This window comes from Bacillus sp. lyk4-R2A-2, from assembly GCF_030209735.1.
Taxonomy (GTDB): Bacteria; Bacillota; Bacilli; order Bacillales; family Bacillaceae; genus Bacillus; species Bacillus pumilus.
The window spans coordinates 259633-286417 of record NZ_JARVRK010000005.1 but is presented as its reverse complement, the minus strand read 5'-3'; the positions used below and the strand labels follow the sequence as shown (position 1 = coordinate 286417).

The 26785-nt window shown below is 39.1% G+C and carries 21 protein-coding genes; 5 read left to right on the top strand and 16 right to left on the bottom strand.

Annotation, left to right across the window (positions count from 1 at the left end):
• Positions 1 to 52: 52 nt before the first annotated feature.
• From QRN39_RS08220 to QRN39_RS08195, 7 genes are all read right to left on the bottom strand, one after another.
• The gene (locus QRN39_RS08220; RefSeq protein WP_050943709.1) at positions 53 to 430 is read right to left on the bottom strand and encodes a hypothetical protein; all 378 of its coding nucleotides are present in this window, start codon (positions 428 to 430) and stop codon (positions 53 to 55) included.
• Between the two features lie 18 nt (positions 431 to 448).
• Positions 449 to 796 (bottom strand): YxiJ family protein, encoded by a 348-nt coding sequence (locus tag QRN39_RS08215; RefSeq protein WP_050943708.1) that lies wholly within the window; start codon positions 794 to 796, stop codon positions 449 to 451.
• 59 nt (positions 797 to 855) lie between these two features.
• Positions 856 to 984, bottom strand: a complete 129-nt coding sequence (locus tag QRN39_RS18470; protein ID WP_423220680.1) for a YxiG family protein — start codon at positions 982 to 984, stop codon at positions 856 to 858.
• 391 nt (positions 985 to 1375) lie between these two features.
• Complete coding sequence (locus QRN39_RS08210; RefSeq protein ID WP_050943707.1) at positions 1376 to 1618, bottom strand: DNA-binding protein; 243 nt, start codon at positions 1616 to 1618, stop codon at positions 1376 to 1378.
• Positions 1619 to 1621: 3 nt separating this feature from the next.
• Positions 1622 to 8656 carry a DNRLRE domain-containing protein gene (locus QRN39_RS08205; RefSeq protein WP_284906831.1) on the bottom strand — a complete coding sequence of 2345 codons (7035 nt, stop codon included), beginning with the start codon at positions 8654 to 8656 and terminating at the stop codon, positions 1622 to 1624.
• A gap of 167 nt (positions 8657 to 8823) precedes the next feature.
• Positions 8824 to 9612: a BPU family class D beta-lactamase gene (gene blaBPU, locus QRN39_RS08200; RefSeq protein ID WP_050943705.1), complete on the bottom strand. Its 789-nt coding sequence runs from the start codon at positions 9610 to 9612 to the stop codon at positions 8824 to 8826.
• 125 nt (positions 9613 to 9737) lie between these two features.
• Positions 9738 to 10901, bottom strand: coding sequence for an acyl-CoA dehydrogenase family protein (locus QRN39_RS08195; RefSeq protein ID WP_050943704.1), 1164 nt, complete (start codon positions 10899 to 10901; stop codon positions 9738 to 9740).
• Between the two features lie 144 nt (positions 10902 to 11045).
• Between QRN39_RS08195 and QRN39_RS08190 the strand changes: the two genes are divergently transcribed.
• From QRN39_RS08190 to QRN39_RS08175, 4 genes are read left to right on the top strand one after another with little or no spacing between them, the layout of a single operon-like run.
• Positions 11046 to 11810, top strand: a complete 765-nt coding sequence (locus tag QRN39_RS08190; protein WP_050943968.1) for an amino acid ABC transporter ATP-binding protein — start codon at positions 11046 to 11048, stop codon at positions 11808 to 11810.
• A complete protein-coding gene (locus QRN39_RS08185; protein WP_050943703.1) occupies positions 11807 to 12667 on the top strand; it encodes an amino acid ABC transporter substrate-binding protein in 861 nt (286 codons plus the stop codon). Before QRN39_RS08190 ends, QRN39_RS08185 begins: the two co-directional genes overlap by 4 nt.
• Positions 12664 to 13362: an amino acid ABC transporter permease gene (locus tag QRN39_RS08180; protein WP_050943702.1), complete on the top strand. Its 699-nt coding sequence runs from the start codon at positions 12664 to 12666 to the stop codon at positions 13360 to 13362. The genes QRN39_RS08185 and QRN39_RS08180 overlap by 4 nt, the downstream gene beginning before the upstream one ends.
• 12 nt (positions 13363 to 13374) lie before the next feature.
• The gene (locus tag QRN39_RS08175; RefSeq protein WP_284906830.1) at positions 13375 to 14088 is read left to right on the top strand and encodes an amino acid ABC transporter permease; all 714 of its coding nucleotides are present in this window, start codon (positions 13375 to 13377) and stop codon (positions 14086 to 14088) included.
• A 156-nt stretch (positions 14089 to 14244) separates the two neighbouring features.
• Here QRN39_RS08175 and QRN39_RS08170 read toward each other — a convergent pair whose 3' ends face one another.
• From QRN39_RS08170 to QRN39_RS08150, 5 genes are all read right to left on the bottom strand, one after another.
• Positions 14245 to 15285, bottom strand: coding sequence for a 2,3-butanediol dehydrogenase (locus tag QRN39_RS08170; RefSeq protein WP_050943700.1), 1041 nt, complete (start codon positions 15283 to 15285; stop codon positions 14245 to 14247).
• A 70-nt stretch (positions 15286 to 15355) separates the two neighbouring features.
• Positions 15356 to 16576 (bottom strand): MFS transporter, encoded by a 1221-nt coding sequence (locus QRN39_RS08165; RefSeq protein WP_284906829.1) that lies wholly within the window; start codon positions 16574 to 16576, stop codon positions 15356 to 15358.
• Positions 16577 to 16947: 371 nt separating this feature from the next.
• Positions 16948 to 17697, bottom strand: coding sequence for an SDR family oxidoreductase (locus QRN39_RS08160; RefSeq protein WP_284906828.1), 750 nt, complete (start codon positions 17695 to 17697; stop codon positions 16948 to 16950).
• A 164-nt stretch (positions 17698 to 17861) separates the two neighbouring features.
• Positions 17862 to 19019, bottom strand: a complete 1158-nt coding sequence (locus tag QRN39_RS08155; protein ID WP_217012240.1) for an iron-containing alcohol dehydrogenase — start codon at positions 19017 to 19019, stop codon at positions 17862 to 17864.
• Complete coding sequence (locus QRN39_RS08150) at positions 19016 to 20467, bottom strand: alanine/glycine:cation symporter family protein (protein WP_050943696.1); 1452 nt, start codon at positions 20465 to 20467, stop codon at positions 19016 to 19018. Before QRN39_RS08150 ends, QRN39_RS08155 begins: the two co-directional genes overlap by 4 nt.
• Positions 20468 to 20605: 138 nt before the next feature.
• Between QRN39_RS08150 and QRN39_RS08145 the strand changes: the two genes are divergently transcribed.
• The gene (locus QRN39_RS08145; protein ID WP_284906827.1) at positions 20606 to 21526 is read left to right on the top strand and encodes a LysR family transcriptional regulator; all 921 of its coding nucleotides are present in this window, start codon (positions 20606 to 20608) and stop codon (positions 21524 to 21526) included.
• A 215-nt stretch (positions 21527 to 21741) separates the two neighbouring features.
• Here the strand turns inward: QRN39_RS08145 and QRN39_RS08140 are convergent, their stop codons facing one another.
• The 4 genes from QRN39_RS08140 to fdhA all read right to left on the bottom strand — a co-directional run bounded on the left by QRN39_RS08140 (position 21742) and on the right by fdhA (position 26399).
• Positions 21742 to 22863, bottom strand: a complete 1122-nt coding sequence (locus tag QRN39_RS08140) for an ABC transporter permease (protein ID WP_284906826.1) — start codon at positions 22861 to 22863, stop codon at positions 21742 to 21744.
• Positions 22856 to 24022 (bottom strand): ABC transporter permease, encoded by a 1167-nt coding sequence (locus QRN39_RS08135; RefSeq protein WP_284906825.1) that lies wholly within the window; start codon positions 24020 to 24022, stop codon positions 22856 to 22858. Before QRN39_RS08135 ends, QRN39_RS08140 begins: the two co-directional genes overlap by 8 nt.
• 19 nt (positions 24023 to 24041) lie before the next feature.
• The gene (locus tag QRN39_RS08130; protein ID WP_284906824.1) at positions 24042 to 24986 is read right to left on the bottom strand and encodes an ABC transporter ATP-binding protein; all 945 of its coding nucleotides are present in this window, start codon (positions 24984 to 24986) and stop codon (positions 24042 to 24044) included.
• A 198-nt stretch (positions 24987 to 25184) separates the two neighbouring features.
• Positions 25185 to 26399 (bottom strand): formaldehyde dehydrogenase, glutathione-independent, encoded by a 1215-nt coding sequence (gene fdhA / locus QRN39_RS08125; RefSeq protein ID WP_050943691.1) that lies wholly within the window; start codon positions 26397 to 26399, stop codon positions 25185 to 25187.
• Between the last annotated feature and the right edge of the window lie 386 nt (positions 26400 to 26785).

Below are 26785 nucleotides of genomic sequence, written 5' to 3'. Positions count from 1 at the left end.
GCACCTTTCTGTGTTGGGATGGAGAAGCTTGATTCGCACATATGTAAAGAGACTAGCCCGATTCATTTGATACGACTTGTATGACTTGTACCGTTTGACAATAAAAAGAAAAATACTGTTCTTCAAAGTCTTCGACAAAGTAATTCAAATTTTCCCAGCCTCTATCCAAAAACTGAATGTCCAATAAAATATGGTCATCGTTTGTTAACTCCAAATTTTTGATTTGAACAGAAGCGACATTGGTGAATTTCAGATGAATGTCTGCTTGTAGATTCGGGGATACATATGGGATGTGCATTACAATACAGTTGATCAAGTCGTAATGTTCATTATACTCTTTAAAGTAGTGAAATTCATTGATTTGCTTTAGATGGTTGATATTGAAATCAGGGATTTGTTTCTGGATTTTTTTATCTAAAAACCATGTCATCGTTTGTCCTCTAAAAGGTTATTGTATAAGTGCAATCATTCGTTTTCTTGTTTCTTCATGGTATTGAACATAGGAATGCAATAAAGGATACGATTCAAGGATCTGTTGATACGATTTGATTTGGGGATATTGCTCTTCAAATGACTGACGTAGCACGTTTAACTGTTTTTTCGGTATTCGTTTATGATCGATCACATAACTTAAGCTGCCTGCAACAAGTGAAAAAAACATATAAAAATCACCTGAACATATACCAGTTTCTTCCTCAAAAGAGACGATTTCATCTGGATAAGCTGAATCTAATAAGTATTGATAACGTTGTTTTAAATCATCGAATAAATCTTGTTTATCACGGCTGATTTTCATGGACCTTTCCCCAATCTCTCATTGTTTTAAATTCTTATTTAGACGCTAATGAGATCTTCCTATACACTGCAGATAAATTCTTGTGAATCGAAACATACGTTTTTCGATTCTATTGCGAGTAACATCCCATTGATGTTAAATAGAAAATTTGCATTTGCTTCAAATTCTTCAAGTAGTTCATTGTTCAAGTTCCCTGTATCATAAAGATGAAAGACAGATTTAAAATTTTCTATTTTACCCCTTCTGTTATTAATTCTTCAAATCTAGAATTACCTTACCACATTTATAAATCGTATTTCATGATGAGTGACATTTTGTAATTTTGATTATTTTATTTTCAATTATTCTCTTGAATTACTTTTTACTTATATTTGTAGAATAATTTTTAATTCTTGGACTTCTTTTGTATTACCTCTATAACAATACACTTACTTTAACTTTCGTAAAAGTTTATAAGGTTTCATAAAACTATATACCCTTTTGGCATATCTTCTCATGTTTAAAATTTGGGCAACAAATAAATAACAAAAAATGCGCCTTATAGTGAATAACATACTAAAAGGCACATTTCTACTAAAGCTATTTATATTTTCTTATCCATTCTTCCAAATCCTCTTCTGTGTGGAAATAGGAATTGGGAGCATCTTTCAAATCAATTCCACTTAGAAGAATCAGCATATCCCAAACTTTTTCATCATCGACTTCAGGATCATCTGCACTAACATAAATCTCAGCCCAATCAGAAACTTCTTCTCTAGTCATAGTCCCATTTAAGACTTTTTGTATTTTATTTATACAGTCTATCATTTCTGGTTCGACCATAAATTACCACTTCCCTATATACTGACCTTTACTGTTAAAGCGGTAATGCACTTTAACTTTACCATTTTGTGGTCTTACTTGTCTTACTTTACCACGATGATCAATAGTTTCATGCCATGTTCTCTTTTTTCCTGTTTTATAATTCCATTCTCTTACTACTCTTCTGCCCGCCATTTCCCCTTTTTTCTTAGCCGGTGTTACGTGGCCATAGTAACGGTAACGTCCCCCAGATAAATGCCTAACTTTTGCCTTGCCATATTTTTGTGATTGCTTATAATGTTCTTTTAATTTGCTATGCCTAGCAGCATTGTGGGCAATATTTGAAGATCGTTTAGCACGCTTTACTACTTTTAACACCTTGAATACCTTCCCAGGTCCAAAATTCGATGCTGCTGCTAAAGCTGCGCCTTTCCAGCCCTTGCCCGATTTATAAGCTTTGTATCCATCATATACTGCAAATCCTGCATTGACAACAAACCATACCCAATGGCCGTCTGGGTCTACATTCATGACTGGGTTGTTGTTTCCATAGGTATATCCGTTTTGATCTAGTGAATCTCCATCGCTTCCTGGATCTGGGTCAAGTGATAGGAATACGCCGTTTCTTGGTTCATAGTAGCGTGCGATTAAATAGTACAGTCCTGTTTCTTCGTCGAAGCGGTAACCAGCATAGCGATATGGGTTGCCTTTTACTTCTTCATCTTCTTTTACCTTTGTTGGAACGCCCCATGTATCGTATTCGTACTCAGCAACGATTTTTCCTGCACTATTTGTGATGGCCATGACATCACCGTGTGCATTGTAGTGATAGAAATATTTGTTTCCATTTTGCGTGAATGCAAGGAGTTGTCCACTGTCACCGTATGTGTATGCTTTTGTGACTTCGTTGTCTCCATCTGTTTCGTATAAAACATTCAGGCTGTCGCCGTCATAAAAGTAATTGGTGACTTTTCCATTCACTGTTTTTTGAATTCTGTATCCACGCTCATCATATTTGTAAGTGACAAATGGCTTGTCTTCGCCTTTTTTCGTGATGGCCGTTATGTTATCTTCTGCATCCCATTCATAAAGGAATTGTCCGTCAGACGTTCGGTTGCCATTTTTGTCATAAGTTAAAGTCTCATCATTTACCTTTGTCAGTTGGTTCATGATGTTGAATGATGCGTTGATTGTTTTTTTAGTGCCATTTTTTTCAGTCGTAACTGTTTTTCTGTTTCCAAACCCATCATATGTGTACTCAATGACCGTGCCATCTGGATGACTTTCTTTGATCAATTGATCTAATTTTCCATATTCATAACGAATCTTCCCGTTGCTTCCTTGATCAACCGTTATTCTGTTTCCATTTTGACCATATTCGTAAGCTTCGTTTAAGATCGTCGTGCCTTGGCTTGTTCCAATGTGCAAATCATTGATTAAGTTGCGCTCATCATAAGCAAAGCTAGCACCACTGCCGTTACCTGTAATAAAGGACTGAACATTTCCATTTTCATCATAATCAAACGAATACGTAGAACTCGAATCCTTCATCTGCGTCATTTGATCAAGCTTATTGTAACTAAATTGGTTCTTCCCTTTTTGATTTCCGTGTGTCCACTCAAAGGATTTCAGTTTATCTGAATCGGCTGGATACGTCCAAGTTTGGCTGCTGCCACGCTCTGTTAACTTTGTGATGCGATTTTGTTGGTCAAACGTGCGATTTTTGGTTGTGTTTTGTTCTTTGTTGACAACCGTTGTTTCGTTTCCGTTTTTATCATAGCTAAAGTGATATTTTTCTGTTCCATTATACGACTTTGATTTCACTCGGTCTGTTCCATCATACGTGAGAGACACTTCATGTCCATTAGCAGAAATGGTTTTGATTAAGTTGCTATTCGCATCATATTCACTTTTTAACACATTTCCTAAAGGATCAATGGTTTTCGTCAATTTGCCCATCAGGTCGTATTCAAATTGATACGTCTGATCTGACTCTGCACGAATCGTTTTCGACTGTTCATTGCCCTCTTTATCATACGTTCTCACAATGGATGTCCCGTTAGATAAAGTGATTTTCTTCAGCTGATCAGCCTGGTCATATTCGAATGTTGTTTTTTCGCCTTTCGCATCTGTTTCAGAAAGCTTTTTGCCCGTTTCGTCGTAGGCAGATTGAGATGAGTAACCAAGTTCATCCTCTTCTTTAACAGCATAGTTCCCTTTCTCATCGTAAGTGGTTTTCGTTAACAGACTACCTTCTACTAGACGGATATCATCAAACCAAGCCGTTCCAGTCGCGCTTTTTTGGAAAACAATCTGAACGTCGACTTTTTTCAAAGGTTTTGTTTTTGGTATGACAACCGCCGCTCGGTTCCACTCTTGTGTACCGGTTGGGAATTTCGCATTAAACGTTCCTGTTGTGCCATCTGTATATGTAACGGACGCTTGAAGTGAGTAATCATTCTCAATTGAGGCTTTGACATTTTCAGCCTTAGACATCCCAGTCAATGTGACATACACAGATTGATCATTCACACTTTGTTCAATCGGTACAGATTGTTTATAGATGGCATTTGCTTGAGTTGTAGAGGTTCTTGTCATTTTTAACGAAACGTCATCGTTAAAGCCTTCTTCATTATCTAATGAACCACCTGTTCCGCTCCAGCTTGTTGTTTTATCCGTAAAGGAATTATTTTTGACTGGATTATAACTTGATGAAACTTCTCCTTTTTCTAGCTGAATCTCATCGAACCAGGCTTTTCCTTTTCCAGCCTTATCTCGATGATCCACTTCCATATAGATTACAGCTTTGCCTGCATGAGATGGCGTCGTAAACGTGACTTGGCGTTTTGTCCAATCGTTTTTGCCTGATAATGTGCTGTAGCCGTTGCTGATCCATTGAATTCGTTTGTTATTTGTATCTCTTAAATCGATGTTAAAAAATGCTCTTGCTTTCGTTAGCTCTGTCTTTATTTTTCCACTAAGTGTATACGTCGTATTTGGCTCTAGTATTACTTCTTGAGTAGCAGAAGAATAGCCAAGTTCTGTTCCTTCAGTTGTCGATTGTGAACTGATCTCTAATACTCGGCCGCCAGATAAAGCACCACTTTTCCCAGCTGTTTGTGCTAGTTTCCCGTCATCCTTAGATGAGGTAAGCTTCCAGCCAGTTAGCGTATCTTCAAAACTGCTATTTTTTAATATACTCGCACCTGAAGCAAGTTCTTTACTCGTTTGTACCAAATTCCCGTAAGAATCATAAATACTTGCTGAAGACATATTTCCACTTTGATCTGTCTCAGATACAGCATCTAATCCATCATAGGCGATATCTGTGATATCTCCTTCTGTATCTTTCACTTTAGTGACATCATTGTTTTTGTTATACTCGTAGGTTTCTGTGCCATAAGCATCTTTCGCCTGAATGACGTTGCCATTTTTGTCATACGAATAGCTTTCTGTAGCTTTTCCTTTTTCTACATCATTTGGGTCAGTTTCTTCTACGATTTGGTTGCCTTCATATTTCGTTTTAGTGGTAATTTTAAGCCCTTCCGCATCATCTACAACTTGAATTGGATTGGCTGCTTCGTTATACGTATACTGTATTTTCCGACCGTTTGGCTGCGTCAGCATGAGTGTCTTTTTAGATAAATCATATGCGTACTCAAAGGTTTCTTTTTTTGCATTGATTGCCTTGACTAAACGATGATTTTCATATTGGTATTCTGTAAAAACAGGCTGATCTTCTGTGCTGTTTTGAGAGAATTGTTTAATCAGTTTGCCATCTTTGTCGTATTCATACGAGATGCTCGTTCCATCTGAATCAATGATTTTCATTAGGAAGCCTGCATCATACTCATATGAAAGCTTTTTTCCTTTTGGTCCTTGAACCGAGATGATATGACCACCTTCATCATATTCCATTGTTATTTTTCGGCCAGATGCATCTTCTATTGATGTGAGCTGATTGTTTTCGTTATATTTGTATGTCGTTGTATTTTTATGTCCATCTACAACCTTGGTGATTTTCCCACCATTTTTACTAAAGTGTGCAAAGGTTTGATCCTTCGTTTTTAACATGTATTCATCTTTTGATTCCGTTAATTCAAGGAAAATACCTGTTGGTGGTTGATACGTACCATCTGTTTTTTTTGTAAAAACATGAGTTGTGGCATCTTCATCAAGATAGATGGCACCTTCTTTTGTTGGCGTGATACTCGTTTCTACATCTGCGTACCACCCTTGACCAAACAGGTGGTCAGCTGCATCTAAACTATTGTATGTGCGACCAATTCCAAGTCCCGGTCCTCTTCCATCAATCGACATTTCTTCTTCACTGACAATCACATTACCAGTCGCACCATTTAGCTGGCCGTCTGGTATATCAATAATCGACCAGTAATCCTCTGTTCCAAGGAATTCAGCCCCTTCATGGAATGTCGGGTTAAAGGCTGGTGTCGGAATGGTTTCTCCATTTGCATCGTAGGCGGAAAGAGTAAAGGAGTAGTTCTTGCGTCCTTTATAATTTCCATTCGCATTTTCATATACTGGTGATGGGTCTAGCGCTAATTCTCCGCCCTTTCCATCTGTATGAAGCACATATTTCCCACTTTTAACTTCAGTAGGAGTCGGCCAAATGTTCTTGTTTTGTGTAGTCCAATGATCGACATCACCAACATCAAATGTTTGATATGCCTTACCATTATAGATGTTAATTTTATACCCTTTTGCATTTTTCACTTTGTCCCAATGTAAATTGATATAACCTGTTTTGCTCTCTTTTGTATTGGTATAAGCATATCCAGATAAAGCTTTCGGTCTAGATAAATCAGGTAAAGTTGGTCCAGCTGGCGGTGAAGCAATGGCTTCTCCATCTTTATTATAGGCAATCACTCTGAAGGAATAATGTTTTTGAGCCCCATCTCCTCCAGCATTTTTGTAAGTCGCACCAGGATGAATTGGAAGCTCAGCACCTTTTCCATCTTGGAGGTGCAATGCATATTTACCTGCTTTAATCTCAGCAGCTGTCGGCCATACTTTTTTCCCTTTTGTTGACCATGATGTTTGATTCCCAAGATCCAATGTCTCATAGCTTTTCCCATTAAACATTTGTATTTTATAACCGGTCGCACCGGATACTGAATTCCAAGAAAGATCAAAGTAACCTGTTGCGTTATTATTATTGAATCCTTTTGTACTAGGTGCTTTCGCTCTAGCCACATTCGGCACGACAGGTTTTACTTTTGCGGACATTGCGCCTTCACCTTGGTCAAAAATCGCACTTACAGCTACCCAATAATTTTTACTTGCCGCATAATTGCCGCCTGAGTTTTTGTAAACCGGGGAAGGATCAACTGCTAATTCAGTCCCGCCTTTTCCATCTAAATGGAGTTTGTATTTTTTTGCTGCAATCTCGCTTGCTGTCGGCCATATATTCTTTCCTTTTGTACTCCATGATGCCACATTTCCAACTGAAATGGCTTCATACTCTTTTCCGTTGTACAGCCATACTTTGTAGCCTTTTGCGCCAGACACCTTTTTCCAACTTAAATTGAAGTAGCCTGTCCCATTTCCATTACTAAAACCTTTTACAGTTGGTGCATTTGCCTGCGGAATGGTATACGTTACTTCAATGACTGGTTTATTGGTAGAGTTTGTTGATGAGATTATTTTTTTCCAATGGTCTTGCCCATTTCCATTTGCATGTAATTTAAATCCATAGTTAGCTGTTCCGCTATTCCAAGCTTTGATGGTCGATGTCACATCATAGCTCGCCCATTGTCCTTTATATACATTGGCTTTGCCGATATTTTTGGAGCTTGGTTTATTATTCCATGTTAGTTTTGTATGATCATAGTTGGCATTCACTGTATCCAGCCAAAGACCAGTAGCCTTCGTCCCGTAATATGAATGAGCAACATACGTTTTGAGCGTCGCTTTCGTTACATTCATATTTTGAATCGGCTTGAATGAATTAAACTTCATAAACGCATAGTTTGTACCAGTTGTTTTATCATAATAACCTGTTTTCAGTACATAACTTTTAAGTTTAGCATCCCATTTTTGCGTAGAGGATGAATAATTTGTTGTTGGGTATTTACTCATGATAAATGTGTCTGCTGACACAGATAAAGAAGTCGAAGGATCGATAGACACAGGATAAACTCGTTCAGGATCTTTTAGCCATTTTTCATCTGCTGTCACACGAAGTAAATAGCCATCATCTTCTTTTTCTAATTTAAAGCTCACATCTTCTGAGCGAGCCACTTCACCTGACTTTTCATCTAAATTAGAATCAGTCATAAACGGTTTTGGGACTTGAAAAATGGTCCGTTTCTTCTGATCATAAAATGTGATAGAACCGTCTTCCTCGATTTCCCCAGTTAGATCAGTCTTTATTTTAAATGTAAATGAATTGTAGCCATCATATCGATTGAGTACAATATCTTCTTTGATATTTTCATTAAAGGTAAATGAACGTAAATCTATATTTGGAAATACCTCTTCATATGTAAGCTCGTTGGTGTTCTCTTTAAATTGTGCAGATGAATCTTTGGAATCGATTTCTGATTTATTTTTCCCTGAAGCTTTTAAAATTGAAAATTCAATTTGATGCTTCTTGTGTTCAAATGTGGCATATAGCCCTTGTTTCATTTGCTTTTGAAAAGTTGATTCTAATCTTGCATTTTCTGTTTCTATTTCTTTTTTCGAGCTCGTCTTTAATTCAGGAGAGATATCCTCCCACTCAGCATCTGGGGTCTCTTTTATATGAATTGGATCAGGATATACCTCTTGTGTAAATACACCCTCTCCTTCATAAAAAAGCTTGCTGTTTTCTGTTCTTTCTGAAAGAATTTCTCCGTCTTTTCCAATTTCATCTTCGTCAATACCTGCCATTTCTAGGGCTTTTGAATTATCTAATTCTTCTAAGCTGTTATGACTTGGTTTTGTATTTTCGTCATGTTCTTCTGCAAAAATATCAGAAGGAAACATTGATAAAAGCATCACAAACGATAGTAGTGCTGCAATATTCTTTTTCCAATTTACTTTTCTTTTTAGATTCATATTAATCTCCTTATCATATATTTGTAACATTTGTAACATTACGCCATATATAATAATACATTTGAAATGATACTTCAATATATTTCAATAAATATATCATTCTTTCAAACTAAACCATATATCATCAACTTATCAATAAATCCCCTTTTTCACATAAAAAAAGCACCCTAAACGGATGCTTCAATCAAATGATATTTTTTCAAAATGCGATAGGTGATTTCTTTTGCTTCTATTCCGGTGCCTTCGATATTTGTGGCAAAGATGTAGGTTTTGTTTTCATGTTTGATGAAGCCTACGTACCAGCCGATACCTGATCCCGAGCCTGTTTTTCCGTATAGGGTGGCGTGTTTCTCTTCTTCTTGTACCATCATTCGTTTAACTGTTCTCATGTTCTTTAGGTCAAATGGAAGAGTCTCTTCATATAGCTGTTTGAGGAAACGAACTTGTTCGATAGGAGAAATTCGCAGGGTACTACTTAACCAAAATTGATCGATTCCGCCAGATATGTCTTTGTTCCCATAATGAATGGCTTTCACCCAATGATTCATACGTTCTTCTCCAATGTCACGTGCCATGGCTTGATAGTACCAGACGACTGAATCTCTCATGCCAGATCCTAATGTATGATCCCTATTCCAGCTGTCAATCTCTCTTTTTACGCCATCCCAATATTTGATGTCGTATTCATCTCTCACTGCGCCCGTTTGGAGTCCGATTAAGGCATTTGCTACCTTAAATGTCGATTGAGGTGCAAAGCGCTCTTTCGCTCTTTTTTTGTTATACACCCAAGGGGACTTTTCTTCTACTTCTTGAATCACAAACGTGCCTTCCCGATTTTTAAAGAATTCATCTACTGACCACGCTGGTGATCTTGCTACAGTTGATGAAGGCTGGCTGATACAAAGTGCCATCAGCATGATGCTAGAAAACAGCCATTTTATATACTTTTTCTTCAAGACAACCGCTCCTTTTCCCATGATTGCCATGATTGTAGCATGTTTAAGCGATGGGATATAAGGTACGCTTGTCCTCTTTTCTTTCAAATAAAAAAAAGCCGATTTATCCGGCTTTTTACTGTATATTAGCTCTCTTTTTTCTCTTGAATGGCCTGTTTCGCCATTTTTGATATCGTCATATCGTCCATTGGCGGGTTATGGAGCCCGGCACGAATATCTCGATAGTAGCGCTGCAGTGGACAGTCTAGGCTTAAGCTTTTCGCACCCACTAAACGCATAGCTTTATCGACAACTTGCAAACTATGATTAACGACGGTATGCTTCACAGCACCAAATTCATTGATTAACAGCTCTCTTTTCTCTGGCTTTTCATACAAAGTGGTCGTTGAGTAGATGACGTGGCGTGCTTGCTTTAATAGTAAGTCGATTTCGCCAATCAGTGTTTGGACATTTGGCAGATCACTAATCGTTCCGCTGATGCTGTTCGGTGAGTGGGTGATGGCATACTGAACAGCATAGTCTCTTGCCGCTTGCGCAATCCCTAAATAGCAGGAAGGAATATGTGCAATCCAAGGATTTAGCGTAACACCCCGCGGCCCTTTTTGCACCTCCACAAGCATGTCATCTGAAACCTTCACCTGATCTAAGATTAAATCATGACTTTCAGTTCCTCTCATGCCCACAACATTCCACGTTTCTTCTATTGAAACACCTTCTGTCTCACGGTGAATTAAGAAGAAGCCCATGGCCTCTTTTTCCTCGATCCATACGCCGACTAAAAAGTATGTAAGTGCCGGTGACATCGTTGTGAAAATTTTACGTCCATTGATGATCCACTCATTACCTGATCTAGTGGCTGTTGTCCCAGGCTTCCCGCCTCTTGTTGGACTGCCTGTCTGCGCCTCGCTCACGGCACGGTTGACAAGGGCGCCCTTCTTCACTTCTTCCGCAAAGAATTGCAGCTGCTGCTCATTCCATTGTTTCTTTTCGTAAATTTCGCCTACAACCCCTTGGTGCCAGCCGATTGATAAAGCGGTCGCTCCGTCCATACTGCCGAGCGTCTCTTGAAACAGAACCATATCTTTCACAGATTGACTTCCGCCTCCGTATTCAGCAGGAAGAGACAACGTTGTATAGCCCATCTCTACTAATGATTCAATATTTTTTTCAGGAAAATAAGCGCCTTCATCATGTTCTTTTGCCGTTTGTTCGATCGTTTCACGAAGAGATTCTAGTTGATTGAGCCATGTTTTTTGAAAATCGGTATCGACAAATAATGCTTTAGACAAAACGTATCCAACTCCTCTATATCTCACAATCTATCATATCTGATTTTTCCAATCGGAATAAATAAAACACACTTTACTTATAGGATTTAATGTGTTAAATTTTATCAATATTAAGTACATATGTCAAAGGAACGTGATGCTTTTATGATTTCAGCTACTAATCTACATAAATCTTATGGGCAGACCCATGTGTTAAAAGGCATTGATTTCACCGTACAAGAAGGTGAAGTGGTCGCCATTATTGGACCGAGCGGGTCAGGAAAAACAACACTTCTTCGCAGCTTAAACAGCCTCGATATTCCAGACAAAGGTGAACTGACGGTTGGTGAAGCCACGATTCAATTTGAACGATATCATAAAAAAGATCTGCTAAAACTCAGGCAGCAATCCTCCATGGTGTTTCAGCATTATCACTTGTTTCAGAATAAACGAGCACTTGAAAATATTACAGAAGGATTGATCGTGTCTCAAAACATGTCTAAAAAAGAAGCTGAAAAGGTAGGGGAGCAATTTTTAACGCGGATTGGACTGCTACATAAAAAGGATGCATTTCCGAGTGAATTGTCCGGCGGTCAGCAGCAGCGAATTGGCATAGCCCGCGCTCTTGCGATGAACCCTTCATTGCTTTTGTTTGATGAACCTACGTCGGCACTGGACCCAGAGATGGTAGGAGAAATTCTAGAAATGATCAAAGATATTGCAAGTCAAGGCATGACGATGGTCATTGTGACGCATGAAATTTCTTTTGCAAAGGACGTGGCGGATACGGTGATCTTTATGGCAGATGGCGAAATCGTTGAAAAAGGCTCACCAGAAGACGTCCTATTGAAGCCACAGCATGAACGAACGAAACAATTTTTATCAAGAATTCATCGCGGCATGTGGCAAGAATCGGAGAAAGACAAATGAAACAAAAGACAGCATTCATGATGTCCGGTGTCCTTCTGCTTTTTCTTTCTCTGATGGGCTGCAGCAGTGTGAAAACCACGACAGATGATGGTAGAAAAATTGTAAAAGTCGCACTAAGTGCAGAGGTCAATCCACCCTTTTTAGCAACAAATGACCGAAACGAACCAATTGGCTATAACATTGATTATTTAAATGAAGTGGAAAAAAGACTTCCTCACGTACATTTTGATTACATTTTTGGCGAGGAAGAATCGAATTTAATTGGTGTAGGCGCAGGGAAGTTTGAAATGGCGGCTAATTGGTTTTTTAGTAATCCTGAACGTGAAAAGCGTTTCCTTTACCCTAAGGTTCCGTATGGTTATTCGATGACAGGTTTAATTGTGAATGAATCAGACAAAGAGATTCGATCGCTTGATGATATGACATCTAAAAAGCTGGCTCCTGTCAGCCCTAGCGGAGGCTTGCGTTCGATATTAAATCAATATAATCAAGAGCATGATCCGGATATTCCGCTGACGACTATTGAGAGCCCTTCAAATGAGCTTAACTTAAAGCGCGTTGAAAGTGGACGGTCAGATGCAGCATTTATGAACATTTCAACCTTTGATACCATTCAAAAGCATTTAAACCTAAAGGTCAAAGTTGGCGGCATTGTGTCAAAGGAGCCTATCTATCTTGTCTTACAGCCAAGCGAGAAGAAGCTTGCAAAAGATTTGGACCGGATCACACAAGAGATGATTGATGATGGAACACTGCCTAAGCTGGCGAAAAAGTGGTTTGGGATTGATTTCTTTCAAGATATTGATGACATCTCAGAGCAAGGCGATCAAAATGAAGGAAGGAATGAAGCGTCATGACGTTTACAGCTGGAGATTGGCTGCGCATTTTTTTACAGGTGCTTGAACGCCTGCCAATCACTTTTCTCATTATTATCGTGTCATTGTTTTTTGCCATCATCATCGGCTTGCTATTTGCATGTATTCGTATCAAGCAAATCCCAGTACTGAAGCAATTGGCTGTTATTTATTTATCTTTTACACGGAGTACACCTTTAATTGTTCAGCTTTTCTTGATTTATTTTGGACTGCCTCAGCTTTTGCTTGTGGCAGGGATTCAAATCAATCATTGGGATCGTGTGCTATTTGTGATGATGACGTTTTCTTTACATACGGGCGCTTATTTATCTGAAGTTTTTCGCAGTGCGTATTCATCTGTCGGGAAGGATCAGCTGGAGGCCGCCTACATTGTTGGGATGACAGATACACAAGCGTTGATTAGGATCATTATCCCGCAGGCCTTCCTCATTGCACTGCCGAACCTCGGAAATTACACCATTGATCTCGTCAAAGACACGGCAATTGCCTTTACAATCGGACTCATTGATATCATGGGGCAGGTGAAGATCATTTTAGGAAATAACTACGGAATCGGTCTGTTTGAGGTGTATGTGATCATTGCGATTGTGTATTGGCTTATTTGCATGAGTATTGAACTGATCACCATGCTGCTTGAAAGGAAATTTGTAAAAGGCCGCACCAGCCTGTCACGTTAAGGAGGCGATTTGATGCAAACCATTGATATTCCATTTGCGATTGACCAAGTACCTCTTATTCTAAAAGGCGTTCCTTTTACTTTATTGATTGCACTCGTTTCCATGGCTGTAAGCCTGATGATTGGATCTGTTTTTGCTTTCATTCGTCTCTTCCGCATTCCTGTACTCAGGCAGCTTGTGACGCTCTATGTCTCCTTTTTTAGAGGAACGCCTCTTATTGTTCAGTTGTTCGCTTTCTTTTATGGACTTCCTTTTGTTCTAACCAAAGTGAGCGGTACATTCGGGCTGACCTTTCATCCAGATATGGTCTCCCCATTAGCTGTTGCCCTTATTACATTCAGCCTCCATTCAGCCGCCCATTTAACAGAGGTCGTTCGGAGTGCACTTCTTGCGGTAGACAAAGGACAGCTTGAAGCGGCAAAAATTGTGGGGATGACGACACGCCAAGCGATGATGCGCATTATTTTGCCGCAGGCATTTGTGGTAGCCCTGCCGAACTTAGGCAATCAGCTCATTCAGCTATTAAAAGCCACCTCTCTTTCGTTTACGATTGGAGTACTTGAGATCATGGGGATTTCCCGAATCATTGCGAACGACGGCTATCAGTTTTTAGAAACGTATCTCGTCTCTGCTTTGATCTATTGGCTGCTGAGCATTTTCTTTGAACTCGCTTTTGCCTTGTTAGAGAAACGAGTCAGCGTGTACGGAAGATCTCTTGGACGATAAAAAAGTCGATCAGGCACGAGAACCTGATCGACTTTTTTTGATCCATTTATTCACCTTTTTTTAAGTGTGTTAAAGGAAATTGTCCTGCTCTTTCCATTGATTGATCGCTATGAATAGAAAAGAGAATGGCTTTTGCCATTCCCCTTCGTTGTCTTACTATTCAGCACTAACTAAAATTTTCACTTGATCTTTTTCATTGATTAATGCATTGAAGCCATCCTCGATTACATCGTCAAGCTTGATTTTTTTCGTAACGAGTGTATCAGCAGAGAAATAGCCTTTTCTCATTAAGTTTAATACAGATGGGAATACGTCTCTATAGCCGATGATCCCTTTAACTGTACGTTCTTTAATGACGATGTCATTTGGCATAATTTCTGCGCCTTTTTCCCAAATGCTTACAATGACTGTTTCACCTGAAATTCTAGTTGATTGGATTGCTTGCTTCAATACAACAGGTACACCTGTCACTTCAAAAGAAACATCGACGCCACCGTTTGTACGGCGTGCAATTTCTTGAACAACATCTTCATATTGAGAAGGATCAACAATGATCGCTCCAAGCTCTTTCGCTTTTTCTTGGCGTTCTTTAGATAATTCTACTGCGTAAATATCAGTAGCACCAGCTGCTTTTAATGCTTCAATAACAAGCAAGCCAATTGGTCCGCAACCAAACACAGCCGCTGTATCGCCAGCTTGTACTTTACTAGAACGAACGGCATATAAAGCAACTGCTGAAGGCTCTACAAGTGCCCCTTGCTCATATGAAATTTCGTCTGGTAATAAATGAAGTAATTCTTCATCGACAGATACATATTCAGAGAATCCACCGCCGCCTCCGGCAAGTCCTAAAAAGCCCATGTTTTCATCTAAGTTGTAAGCACCTTGATGTCCGTGAGTTGCAAAAATAGGCTCAACAACCACTCGGTCGCCTACTTTGTAATTGCTGACGTCTTCTCCTACTTCAACAACCTCACCAGAAAATTCATGCCCCAGTGTAATAGGTGCTTTTTCTTTTGTCAGTGGATGAGGTTCATTCACTGGAATGAAGATAGGTCCTCCTAGATATTCATGTAAATCACTACCACAAATGCCGCACCATTTCACTTTAAGTTTCACTTTTCCTGGAGCAACTTTTGGTTCATCAATTTCCTCTAGTCGAATGTCCTTTTGATCGTGCCAGCGTAGTGCTTTCATGTGTAAGACTCCTTTTCTCATCAATTTAATTAACTTACTTAAATAATTATAACATAATTTTTTTAATTTTCTAAGTAGGATGCACTATCTTTTTGCCAGTCAATGGACGAAAGATGACAAAACATAGCAATAAACAGACAAGAAGCATACATAGACTCCCGGTGACAACGGAGGTTCGGATTGATAAAACATGTGCAAGCCCACCAGAGACACCTGTCAGCATGATCGTCAGAATGGCTTCAACTAAAGCATAAAAACTGGCTACCCTCCCCATCACCTCTATCGGAATATTCGTTTGATAGAAAGTCATAAAACCTGTGTTCGCAAATGCTAAAAAGAATGCTAATATAAAAAATCCAACAGCGGCTATAAACAATGTGCTGGAAAAAGCATAAATGAGATAGCCACATGCCACAAACAAACTGCCAATCCCAAGCATGATCGAAACAGGCAGCCTTTCCACAATCACCGAATTGAGACCTGCGCCTGCGATAATGCCTGCCCCAGCTATACTCACAAGAAGACCATATTGTGTATCAGTTAGCAGAAGCACTTCTTTTGCAAAGGCTGTTTCAAGAGAGTCTATGGCAGTAGGAAGTACCGTGATAGCGGCACTAAATAATAAATACACCGCCATAATTTGGCGTGATGTCAAACTAAATCGAAGAACAAGCCTCGCATCCTCTTTTAACATTGAAAGGGTAAAACCCTTTTGGCCAGCATTTTGTTTGAGCAAATTCGGTAAACACATTGTTAATAGAGCAGATACCAACAAGCAGATCGCATTTATATAAATTGAAAAAACAGGTGTACCGACTAAAAAAAGCAGACCTGCTGCAGCGGGGCCAAGTAAAAACCCAGCCGATTGTAATAATGAGCGAATGGCATTAAACCGTTTTCGGTTATTCGCCGGGATCAATCCTGTCATATAGACCATCGACGCTGGATGAAACATCGCTTGTGCCATTTGAATGAGAAACACCATCACATACAGGATGAGCAGATGTCCTGAAAATAACGCAAAGGGTATGCATGCGATCAGGATAGCTCGGCTGATATCTAAGCTGATCATCACTTTCCGCTGATTCAGCCTGTCAATCAAACTGCCAGACCAGCTGTTTGTCAAAAGAGCCGCAGCCGGTCTCAGCATATAGACGGCTGTTACAGCCAGCACAGAGCCCGTTTCTTGAAAAATGAGCAGATGGAGAGCAATCATATAAATCCATTCTCCTATGTTCGCAATTCCGATGGCTCCAAGCAGCAAACTCATATCCCGCCAATGTTTTTTCATCACTTTTCCTCCTATTTTTCATAAAAAAATCCCGCCCCCAAGACATTTCTGTCTTGAGGACGGGATTTACTCCGCGTTGCCACCTCAGTTTATTCATCTGTTGCCAGATGAACCTTAGCAGGTCATCATGAACCCATCTCTGTAACGGGAGAATATCGCTGCACCATCATCTGAAGGAATCCGGTGCAGAGCTAAGAGGCTTGGTTCCATCATGCTGCCCGGCTCCTTCTCAGCTTCACGGAGTTCTCTGTGCGGGACAGCTCATGATGTACTCTTCTCTATTTGCGCTATGTCTTTATTTCATCACGATCTTCACCTGAATTGTTACATATTGTACTGCGCCTTGATCAAAGCGTCAATGTTTTTTCAAGTTAATCAGCATAGATCATCTTTCTGGTCATGCCGCCATCAACGACTAAATCTGTGCCGGTCACAAATTGATTCTCCTCATCGGTTAAATAAAAGCAGGCCTTCACAATATCCTTTGGCGTGCCGACTCGATTGGAAAGATGCTGCTGGTGATCGATCTCTCGAAGATTCTCCTCATCCTTCGTTTCAATCCATCCAGGTGAAATGCTATTCACCGTGATATGATCCGAACTAAAAGAAGCCGCTAAGGCATGAGTCAGCGCAGATATTCCGCCTTTTGATGCGGCATATGCTTCTGTATGAGGCTCTGACATGGTCGCGCGGGTGGATGAAATGTTCACAATAGAACCGCCTTTTGGATTCTCTTTTATATAACGTGCTGCTTCTCTTGCACATAAAAAAGTCCCCCTTAGGTTCGTCTGTAACACACGATCCCACTCATCAAGCGTTAATTCATAAGGCGATACTGTGTACATGACACCAGCATTATTAATGAGAATATCAATCGTTTTACAGCGCTCCGCCGCAAACGACATGAACTGCTGAATCTCCTTTTCTTGCCTCACATCCGTTTTCTTAAAATAAGCTTCTAATGATTCTTTTTTTAGCTTTTCCTCCAAGCGATTACCCTTTTCTTCATCTATATCCGCAAGCACCACTCGTGCTCCTTCTTTTGCATAGCCCCAGGCGATCATTTCACCAATTCCATTGGCTGCGCCTGTGATGATAACGGTTTTATTGTGAAATTTCATTGTTTATCCAACCCTTTCTCCATCAGATGTTGTCGTCTATCATACCACTCATATATAGACGATACCTAGCCACATGAAACATAAAAGAACACCCTCCAAGTGATCGTGTCATGAAGAGGGTGTTTCTTTGGAATTCATTGATTCTATTTTTCTATATGGTGATTTTAAAAAGCAGCCTTTAAAATATCTAAGTAGTCGGCTTTCGTAACAGTACGAACATTGCTTGATGTAGAGCCGTTTTGTTCTGCTAATTCAGCCATTTTTTCAAAATCCTCTTCTTTTACATAAGATAAATCTTTTAGTGCTGGAATACCTAATTTTTTTGTGAATGTATACATGCCATCAATTAATTTTTGAATCGCCACATCATCTGAATCCGTTTTATCTGCAAAGCTCATTATTTTGGCAAGCTCTGCGTGTAATACCTTATTTTCGACTGCATTGAATTGCATAACATAAGGCAAAAATACCGCGTTTGCGATACCATGAGGTGTATCATAAAGACTACCAAGTGCTTCTGCTAAGCAATGAACGGCTGCGACATCGGCTGAACCGAAGCATAAGCCGGCTAGTAAGCTCCCTTCCTGCATTTTATATCTCGCTTCTAGATCAGATCCATTTTCATATGCCTTGGGTAAGTATTTCACAATTGTCTCCATTGCACTTGCACCCATTGCTTTCGAAATAGGATTTGTTACTTTACATGAATAGCCCTCAATAGCATGTACCAATGCATCCACGCCTGTTGCGGCTGTTATGCCTTTTGGCACCGTCAATGTAAGGGCAGGATCTAAAATCGCAATGGTTGGCCGAAGCAAGCCATGCTTTAATGTGATTTTTTTATGTGAAGCAGCTAACGTAATGACAGATGAACGGGTCACCTCAGAACCAGTACCAGCCGTTGTTGGGATACAAATTAATGGAGATAGATTAGCATACGCCTTCTTCCCTGATATATAATCTTCAGGAATGCCGCCATTTGGACCTAATAAAGCAATCGCTTTCGCCGTATCCATTGGACTTCCGCCACCAATCGCAATGACCGCTGATGCTTGTTCTTTTCTAAAGAGCTCTGCACCAGCTAGACATTCACTATCTCTAGGATTTGGAGATACTTGATCAAATACAACGACAGAATAACCAGCTTCCTGCAAATACGCTTCAATAGGCTGAACGAGCCCTGCGCTCTTCACACCAGAGTCCGTCACCAGCATAACTGTGGCACCCGGCAATACAATATCTTCTACTATAGATCCGATTTCTTTTGATTGACCAGTCCCCATCATCATTTTTGTTTGGCAATGATATTTAAAATTCATCATGATTTTTCTACTCCTTCATTTGTGTTTATGGAGTTAGCAGTTTGTTTTTCTGCTCCCCACCATTCTATTTCTTTTAAACCTGGTATGCTAGATGCATAAAAGACAGGATCTTTGCCTAACAATCTTTGTTGAATGTAATCATCCAAAGCGGCAAAAGCGAACTTGCCTAGAATTGCAATCGCAATCAAGTTGACAATTGCCATAATGGCCATCGACAAGTCGGCCAACGTCCAAACGATTTGTATGTTGGCCACAGCCCCAAACATGATCATCATTAATACCATAATTCGATACATCAATAGCGCTGTTACACTTTTATGGATAAAACCGATATTGGCTTCACCATAATAGTAGCCACCTACAATAGAACTAAAAGCAAAAGTAAATATAGCAAATGCTAAGAAAATACTAGCCCAAGATCCAAAATGCTGTGCCATTGCTGCTTGTGTAATTTCGATACCAGATAATTCACCAGCTGTTTCTACTGTCGATAGCATAATAATAAAGGCAGTACAGCTACAAACAACTAATGTATCAAAAAATACACCTAATAATTGAACAAACCCTTGTTTTACTGGATGCGAAACATTAGCGGCAGCAGCGGCATTTGGAGCACTTCCCATTCCTGCTTCATTGGAAAAGAGCCCACGTTTTACACCGTTCATTATCGCAGCACCAATCCCGCCCCCAACGATTTGCTCTAACCCAAACGCACTTTTCATAATACTTGTTAATGCCGCGGGTACAGCACCGATATTTGTGACAATCACATAAAGTGCTAAAATGATATAAAATGCCGACATAATTGGCACAATGATTTGTGTAAAATTAGCGATTCGCTTGACACCACCAAAAATGATGCAAGCAGTAAAAATTGTGACAAATAGCCCCATGGCAATTGGGCTGATCCCAAATGAATATTGAAAGGCATTTGTAATTGTATTCGTTTGTACAGCGTTAAAAATTAAGCCGAAACTAAGAATAACAGAAAAGGCAAAAACCCTGCTTGGCCACTTCATTCCGAATTGCTTTTGAATATAGTAGCCTGGTCCCCCTTTAAATCCATCATTTGTTCTAATTTTATAAATTTGAGCTAGTGTACTTTCAACAAACGCAGAAGCCCCCCCTAAAACGGCCGCAAACCACATCCAAAAAATAGCTCCTGGACCGCCCACTGTGATGGCAATGGCTACGCCTGCCATATTTCCAGTACCAATTCTTGTAGCAGCTCCAATAAAAAAAGCTTGCATAGAGGAAATTTCATGACTTCCCTTTTTGGTTTTGGGCGCTTTTTCAAAAATAGAACGGAAAATCTCTTTTAGTAAGACAATTTGCATAAATTTCATTCTCACTGTAAAGTAAATTCCTATGCCGATTAACATGACTACTAAAATATATGTCCATAAAAAATCATTCACTGAATTGACAATCACTTCAAACAAAGCCATCTCCCCTTTTCAAATCTGAATATTTGAAATAATACAACTTGCAAGCGCTTACTTTTATGATAGTAAAAATGTTATGATCAATCTATAGAGGTTTTCTGATGATATCAATCGGCTCGTCCGATTTAGGGAGGCTTGAAGTTGGAGATCAAACAACTGATGATGTTCCAAACAGCATCAAAAGTATTAAACTTTACAAAAACTGCACAAATGCTTGGTTATGCTCAATCTAGCATCACAGCAAATATTGTTGCATTGGAAGAAGAGCTAGGAACCCCTCTATTTGAAAGGCTTGGAAAAAGGGTGATCTTAACAGAAGCTGGCAAACAATTTCAACATTATACGGATAAAATTTTAGGCTTAACAGGGGAAGCATTAGAGGCTGTTGGCGGAATGAATGAGCCAAGCGGCATTTTGAGAATATGTGCATCTGAAACACAATGCACCTACCGGCTTCCTCATATTTTAACGGACTTTCAAACAAAGTATCCAAAAGTCGAACTGATCTTCCGCCCAGGAATAGCGGAAAAGGATGTTCTAAATCTATTATTAGAAGGACAAATTGATGTCGCTTTATTATCCATGAATCCTGTAATATCCTCACATTTACTTGTAAAAGAATTAAAAGATGAACCGATGGCCATTGTATGCTGTCCAACAAATCCTTTGAGCAAAAAACAACAAGTATATCCAATTGATTTGAACGAGCAAAGATTGTTGTTAACTGAAGACTGTGATTATCGCTACGCCTTTGAACATTCATTAACACAGGCGGGAGCAAAACCGCGAAGTAAACTAGAATTAGCAGATGTAGAAGCCATAAAAAAATGTGTAATGGCAGGCTTAGGAATCGCTGTACTTCCCGAAATTTCTGTGAAAAGAGAAATAGCGGAAGGCAATATCATTAAAATCAACTGGATGGAACCCTGTTTCACAACGAAAATCCAACTATTTTGGCATAAAAACAAATGGATGTCCCCTGCTTTAAAGGCATTTGTGGATTTAACAGAGGATTATATACTCAATGCACGGCTAGCAGAAAGGAAGCTCCCTGTTGAATGAAGTGTGACTAGTTATATCGTAATCAATATTTCACAACGTATTCTATAACACCTATTAAAAGAAATTTGATAAATGTAAGGAATGTGTTAGGCATTTTCACGATTTCTTTCACCACACCATTTTGATGAGATTACATGTATACAAAAACCCCCTATAGCAAGCGAGCTATTGGGGGTTTTTGTATACGGAAGAATGAAACGAAGAAGATAAAGTGATTAATATGACCTGATACTTTTCAACCCAATGATCATAAATACAATCGTAAAAGCAACTAAAACCGTCGTGTCTAGTAATAAGATTGAATGATTGACGGTGCCGCTCATGATTTCACCGAAACCAGACATCATCCATGTTTGTGGAATGGCCATTGAGATCTTCTTCATGATGTCTGGAACAATATCCAAAGGCCAATAAACACCACCTAACATGCATGTTCCTACGATGATAATTGCACTAAAGATTTCAGTTTGTTTCTTTGTATGAGATAAAGTGGCAATCATAAAACCTAAACTCACTACAAGTCCAATAACGAATGACCCAAACAAGAAAATGAGAATGAGATTGCCTAAGTACATGTTGAAGAACACAGATAAGACGGTCAATAAAACGCCTAATTGTAGCCAACCAAGAAGGAAATAAGCAATGAAATATCCCAGTAACACGTATACTTTATGGATAGGACTCGAAAGCAATCTTTGCCATGTATAATCTTTATATTCCAAATGAATAGACGACACCGAGCTTGAGATCGCAAACATCATAAACATGATCGTAAAACCAAGTGGTATTAAATTTGGGTGCTGACTTGCTTGACTATTTAGATTGTCTTCATCCAATGAAATGGTGCCAGATTCGTTTAATTCTTTCAGTGCATTGATAAGAGAAACGCTATTCTGCTCTTTCACACCTTGATTGATCTGATAAATGATGGCCGCCGTCTCTTTTAAATAGGGAGCTAAGACCGCATATTCCTCTGTTTTCTTATAAACCGTCACATCAAAAATTTCTTTATTTTCTTTTAAATGGGATTTTAATTGATTCGTGACTGTAATAGACGCAACTGCCTTTTCATCGGATAATAATTCTTTTGCTTCACTTTTAGTCGCCTTTACCCAAAGAAATTTGGTGTTCTTTTCGAGAATCTGAAAAATTTCTTGATTCAGATTATCTTGACTGGGCTCTTGAATAAAAGCAACTGTAGGTTTCTTAGTATCAGATGCCGTACTTCCAAAAATAAAACTAAATACGATTGGCATAACAAATAAAAAAATGAGGGTCAATGGAGACTTTAATGTTTCTTTTAGCTTTAAAGCAATAATGGCTGATATTTTATGCATAGTGATGCTTCCTTTCAAAAGACATTCTTAATAAAGCAATGATGAAGAAAGCAAGTCCCATCCCACAGCTAAGTAATAATCCACTTTGAATTTCACTAAAATCAGCACCTGCCATACTTTTCAAAAACATTTGAAGTGCAAGAGAATTAGGTAAAAAATAGCTGATATCAATCACCCATTGTGGGAATAAGTATAAGGGCACCATACTCCCACCTAAAGCAGCTAACACTTGAGTTCCTAAAATCCCCACACTGTTAAACGTTTTTTCTCTATTGATAAAAGAACCAATCAGCACTCCGAAACCTGCAGCATTTAATATAAAACTACATCCGATCATAACAACAGTAAAAGGCTCTCCCCAGTTCACCTTAAAGACAAAGCTAGTAAATAAAATAATGACCGCAAGTTGAATCATACTCATCAAAACAATACCCAATAACTTCCCAACGATGTAACTAGTATTGCTTAATTTTGATACAACTAACCTTTTATAAACCTCTTCCTCTTTTTCCTCTATCATACTTCCAACTAAGAAAACAACAGTCATTAATAAAAAGAGAACACCCATCCCGCCCGAGTAGTATTGGAAAGAAGTGATCGGCTGGTTGTTCATATGAATATCCCTTTCGTTCACCAGTTCCTTCTTTAGTTGATGAGAAACGATTTCCACTTTTTCACCTTGATTTAACGGCATCAGAATACGATTCATATGATAATTTTGAAAGAATTGTAGAACCACATTTTCTAAGACTATTTCTTGTAAGGCTGAATTTGGTCCTTTCAAAATATTCAATTGCACATGTTCATGATTAAATAGGCTTTTTTCAAAATTTGGCTTGATGATGATGCCCACTTTGATTTCTCTATTATTTAAATCTTTCTCTAGCTGATCTTTGGAGATGACCCTTACATCAATGATGTCACTGAGCTCATTCTTAGACAATGTCGATAGAAACATTTTACTTGTAGCGGACTTATCTTGATCTGTAACTCCTACACGAAATGAATTGATGCTGACTTCACTTTCTTGCTTCATATTCTCTCCAAATGCTGCACCTAAAATAGCAATCAATATAATAGGCATAAAAAAAAGTGTAAAAAAGCTTTTCTTATCTCTAAAAAACAATAATAGATCTTTTAGTACAACCCAGATGCTCATGTGTTCACCTCTAAACAGTCTAATCCCTCAAATTTTTACTAGTTAAATACAAAAAGACATTTTCTAAATTTGGTTCTACGATTTCTGCTGAAATAATTTGAATATTTAATGCGGTCACACCTTGAATGAGATGACTTAATAATTGCTGAGGATGTTGATCAAATATTTTCATTTGATTTCCTTGAACGTCGATTTCCTTTAAAGGGTCGACTTCATGTATGAATTGACGCACTCGATCTATATCATTTTGTCCATGTTCACATTTTATGGTCAAAACAATTTCTCTTTGATTTCCGACAAACTCACTTAATTCATGCTGATCCCCTAAAGCGATGATAGACCCATGATCCATAATGGCCATTCTTTCACATAAAAATTCAACTTCTTCCATGTAATGACTAGTATATATAATGGTCATTCCTTCTCCATTTAATGTCTTAACTGTTTCTAATATATGACTTCTAGATTGGGGATCTATGCCTACAGTAGGCTCATCCATGATTAATAGTTTTGGTTGATGTAATATCGCGCAACCGATATTTACTCTTCTTTTCATTCCTCCAGAGAATACTTTCACTTGATCATTTGCTCTATCTTTAAGACCAATTAGCTCAAGTGTTTCTTGTACTCTGCTTTTCAACTCTTTTCCTTTGAGTCCATACATTCTCCCCCAAAACATTAAATTTTCTTTTGCTGTCAAATGTAAATATAAAGCGATCTCTTGCGGAACAATTCCTATCATTTGCTGCGCCTTTTTTGTTTCTTTTTTTACATCTATACCTTCAATCGTTATGGTACCGCTTGTGGCATGAATCAGCCCTGTCAAGATGCCAATCAATGTGGATTTCCCCGCACCATTCGGACCTAATAGTCCAAAAGATTCTCCTTTTTTTAAGTGAAAGGTTATCCCTTTTAATACCTGTTTATCTTCATAATATTTCTTGATGTTGTGTACGTTTAGCAATCAATACCTCTCCCTAGTCATTTAATATCAATTAAATTATCTGGTATGAACTTCAACTGTAGAATAATTTTTCCAATTCATATATTTTAACATGAGATGTATTGCAGGAGAATAGTACAGGTCATTTTAAAATAGAACATAAAAAAACTCACAGGATATAATCTCCCGTAAGTTTTTTCGATTATTCTCATTGATTCATTATTTAGAAATCATCCCATGCGGGTCAATGACAAATTTCTTCGCTACACCGGAATCAAAGTCGCTGTATCCTTGAGGGGCTTGATCAAGGTTAATGACGGTTGCATTCACCGCTTTGGCGATTTGTGCTCTTCCGCTTAAAATGGATTTCATTAGACTGCGGTGATATTGCATGACAGGGGTTTGGCCTGTCACAAAGGTATGGGCTTTTGCCCAGCCGAGTCCAATTCGCACTTTCAGTGATCCAACTTTTGCATCAGCATCCACTGCACCTGGGTCTTCTGTGACGTAAAGCCCTGGGATTCCGAGTTTACCGCCAACTTTGGTAATATCCATAATTGTATTTAAAACGGTTGCAGGTGCTTCTCCTTGATCTCCATGACCTGAAGCCTCAAAGCCGACACAATCGACGGCACAGTCTACTTCTGGCTCTCCTAAGATATTGGTGATTTGTTCGCCGATTCGATCATGTTTTCTTAAATTGATCGTCTCACAGCCAAAGCTTCTGGCCTGCTCCAGCCTTTGTTCATTCAAATCACCGACAATGACCGTAGAAGCGCCAAGGAGCTGAGCGGAATGTGCTGCGGCAAGACCTACTGGCCCTGCACCGGCAATATATACGGTCGAACCAGGCTTTACTCCAGCTGTATAAGCACCGTGAAAACCTGTCGGGAAAATATCGGAAAGCATCGTTAGATCAAGTATTTTTTCCATCGCTTGATCTTTGTCTGGAAATTTCAGCAGCTGGAAATCTGCATATGGCACCATGACGTACTCGGATTGGCCGCCAACCCATCCGCCCATATCGACATATCCATAGGCAGAGCCTGGACGGTCCGGGTTTACATTTAAGCACACATGGGTTTTTTGTTCCTTACACATGACGCATCGTCCACAAGCAATATTAAAGGGAACGGACACAAGGTCTCCTTTTTGAATAAACTCCACATCTCGTCCAACCTCAACGACTTCACCTGTAATTTCATGACCAAGGACTAGTCCTGCAGGCGCAGTGGTACGACCTCTCACCATGTGCTGGTCACTTCCGCAAATATTCGTCGTCACTACTTTTAAAATGACGCCATGCTCACATTTGCGCCCCACATTGGCTTTCGGTACACCCGGGCCATCTCTTAAAATCAAATCAGGGTATCCAATATCCTCAACTGCTACATTTCCTGCTCCTTTATAAACGACACCTTTGTTTCCCGACATATTTTCATTCCTCCCTTTTTGTTTAAAAATGAAGTCTCTACAATTTTCTCTACTTCTGAAGCAATTCCCTGCTCCAAATGGCACAATTGATAAAAAAAAGCGAAAAATGTCTATCACGGAGAGAAAAATGTATCTTCCAGTCAAATAAAAAAGAAAATATTGAAAAAAAAGCTAAACTTTTGAAGAACGGTGTCGATATAATAAATAAGCCAGACAGGTATCCTTAATCGACAAACAAATTCCTTATATATACTATCATTCCTTACACACCTGGCTGGCGCCTACATCATATACAAAAGTCTCTTCTGATGAAGAGACTTTTTTTAATTCGCTCAAACATGATTCAATGACACGCAAAGAAGCTCCTCTCACGAAGAGCCTCTTTT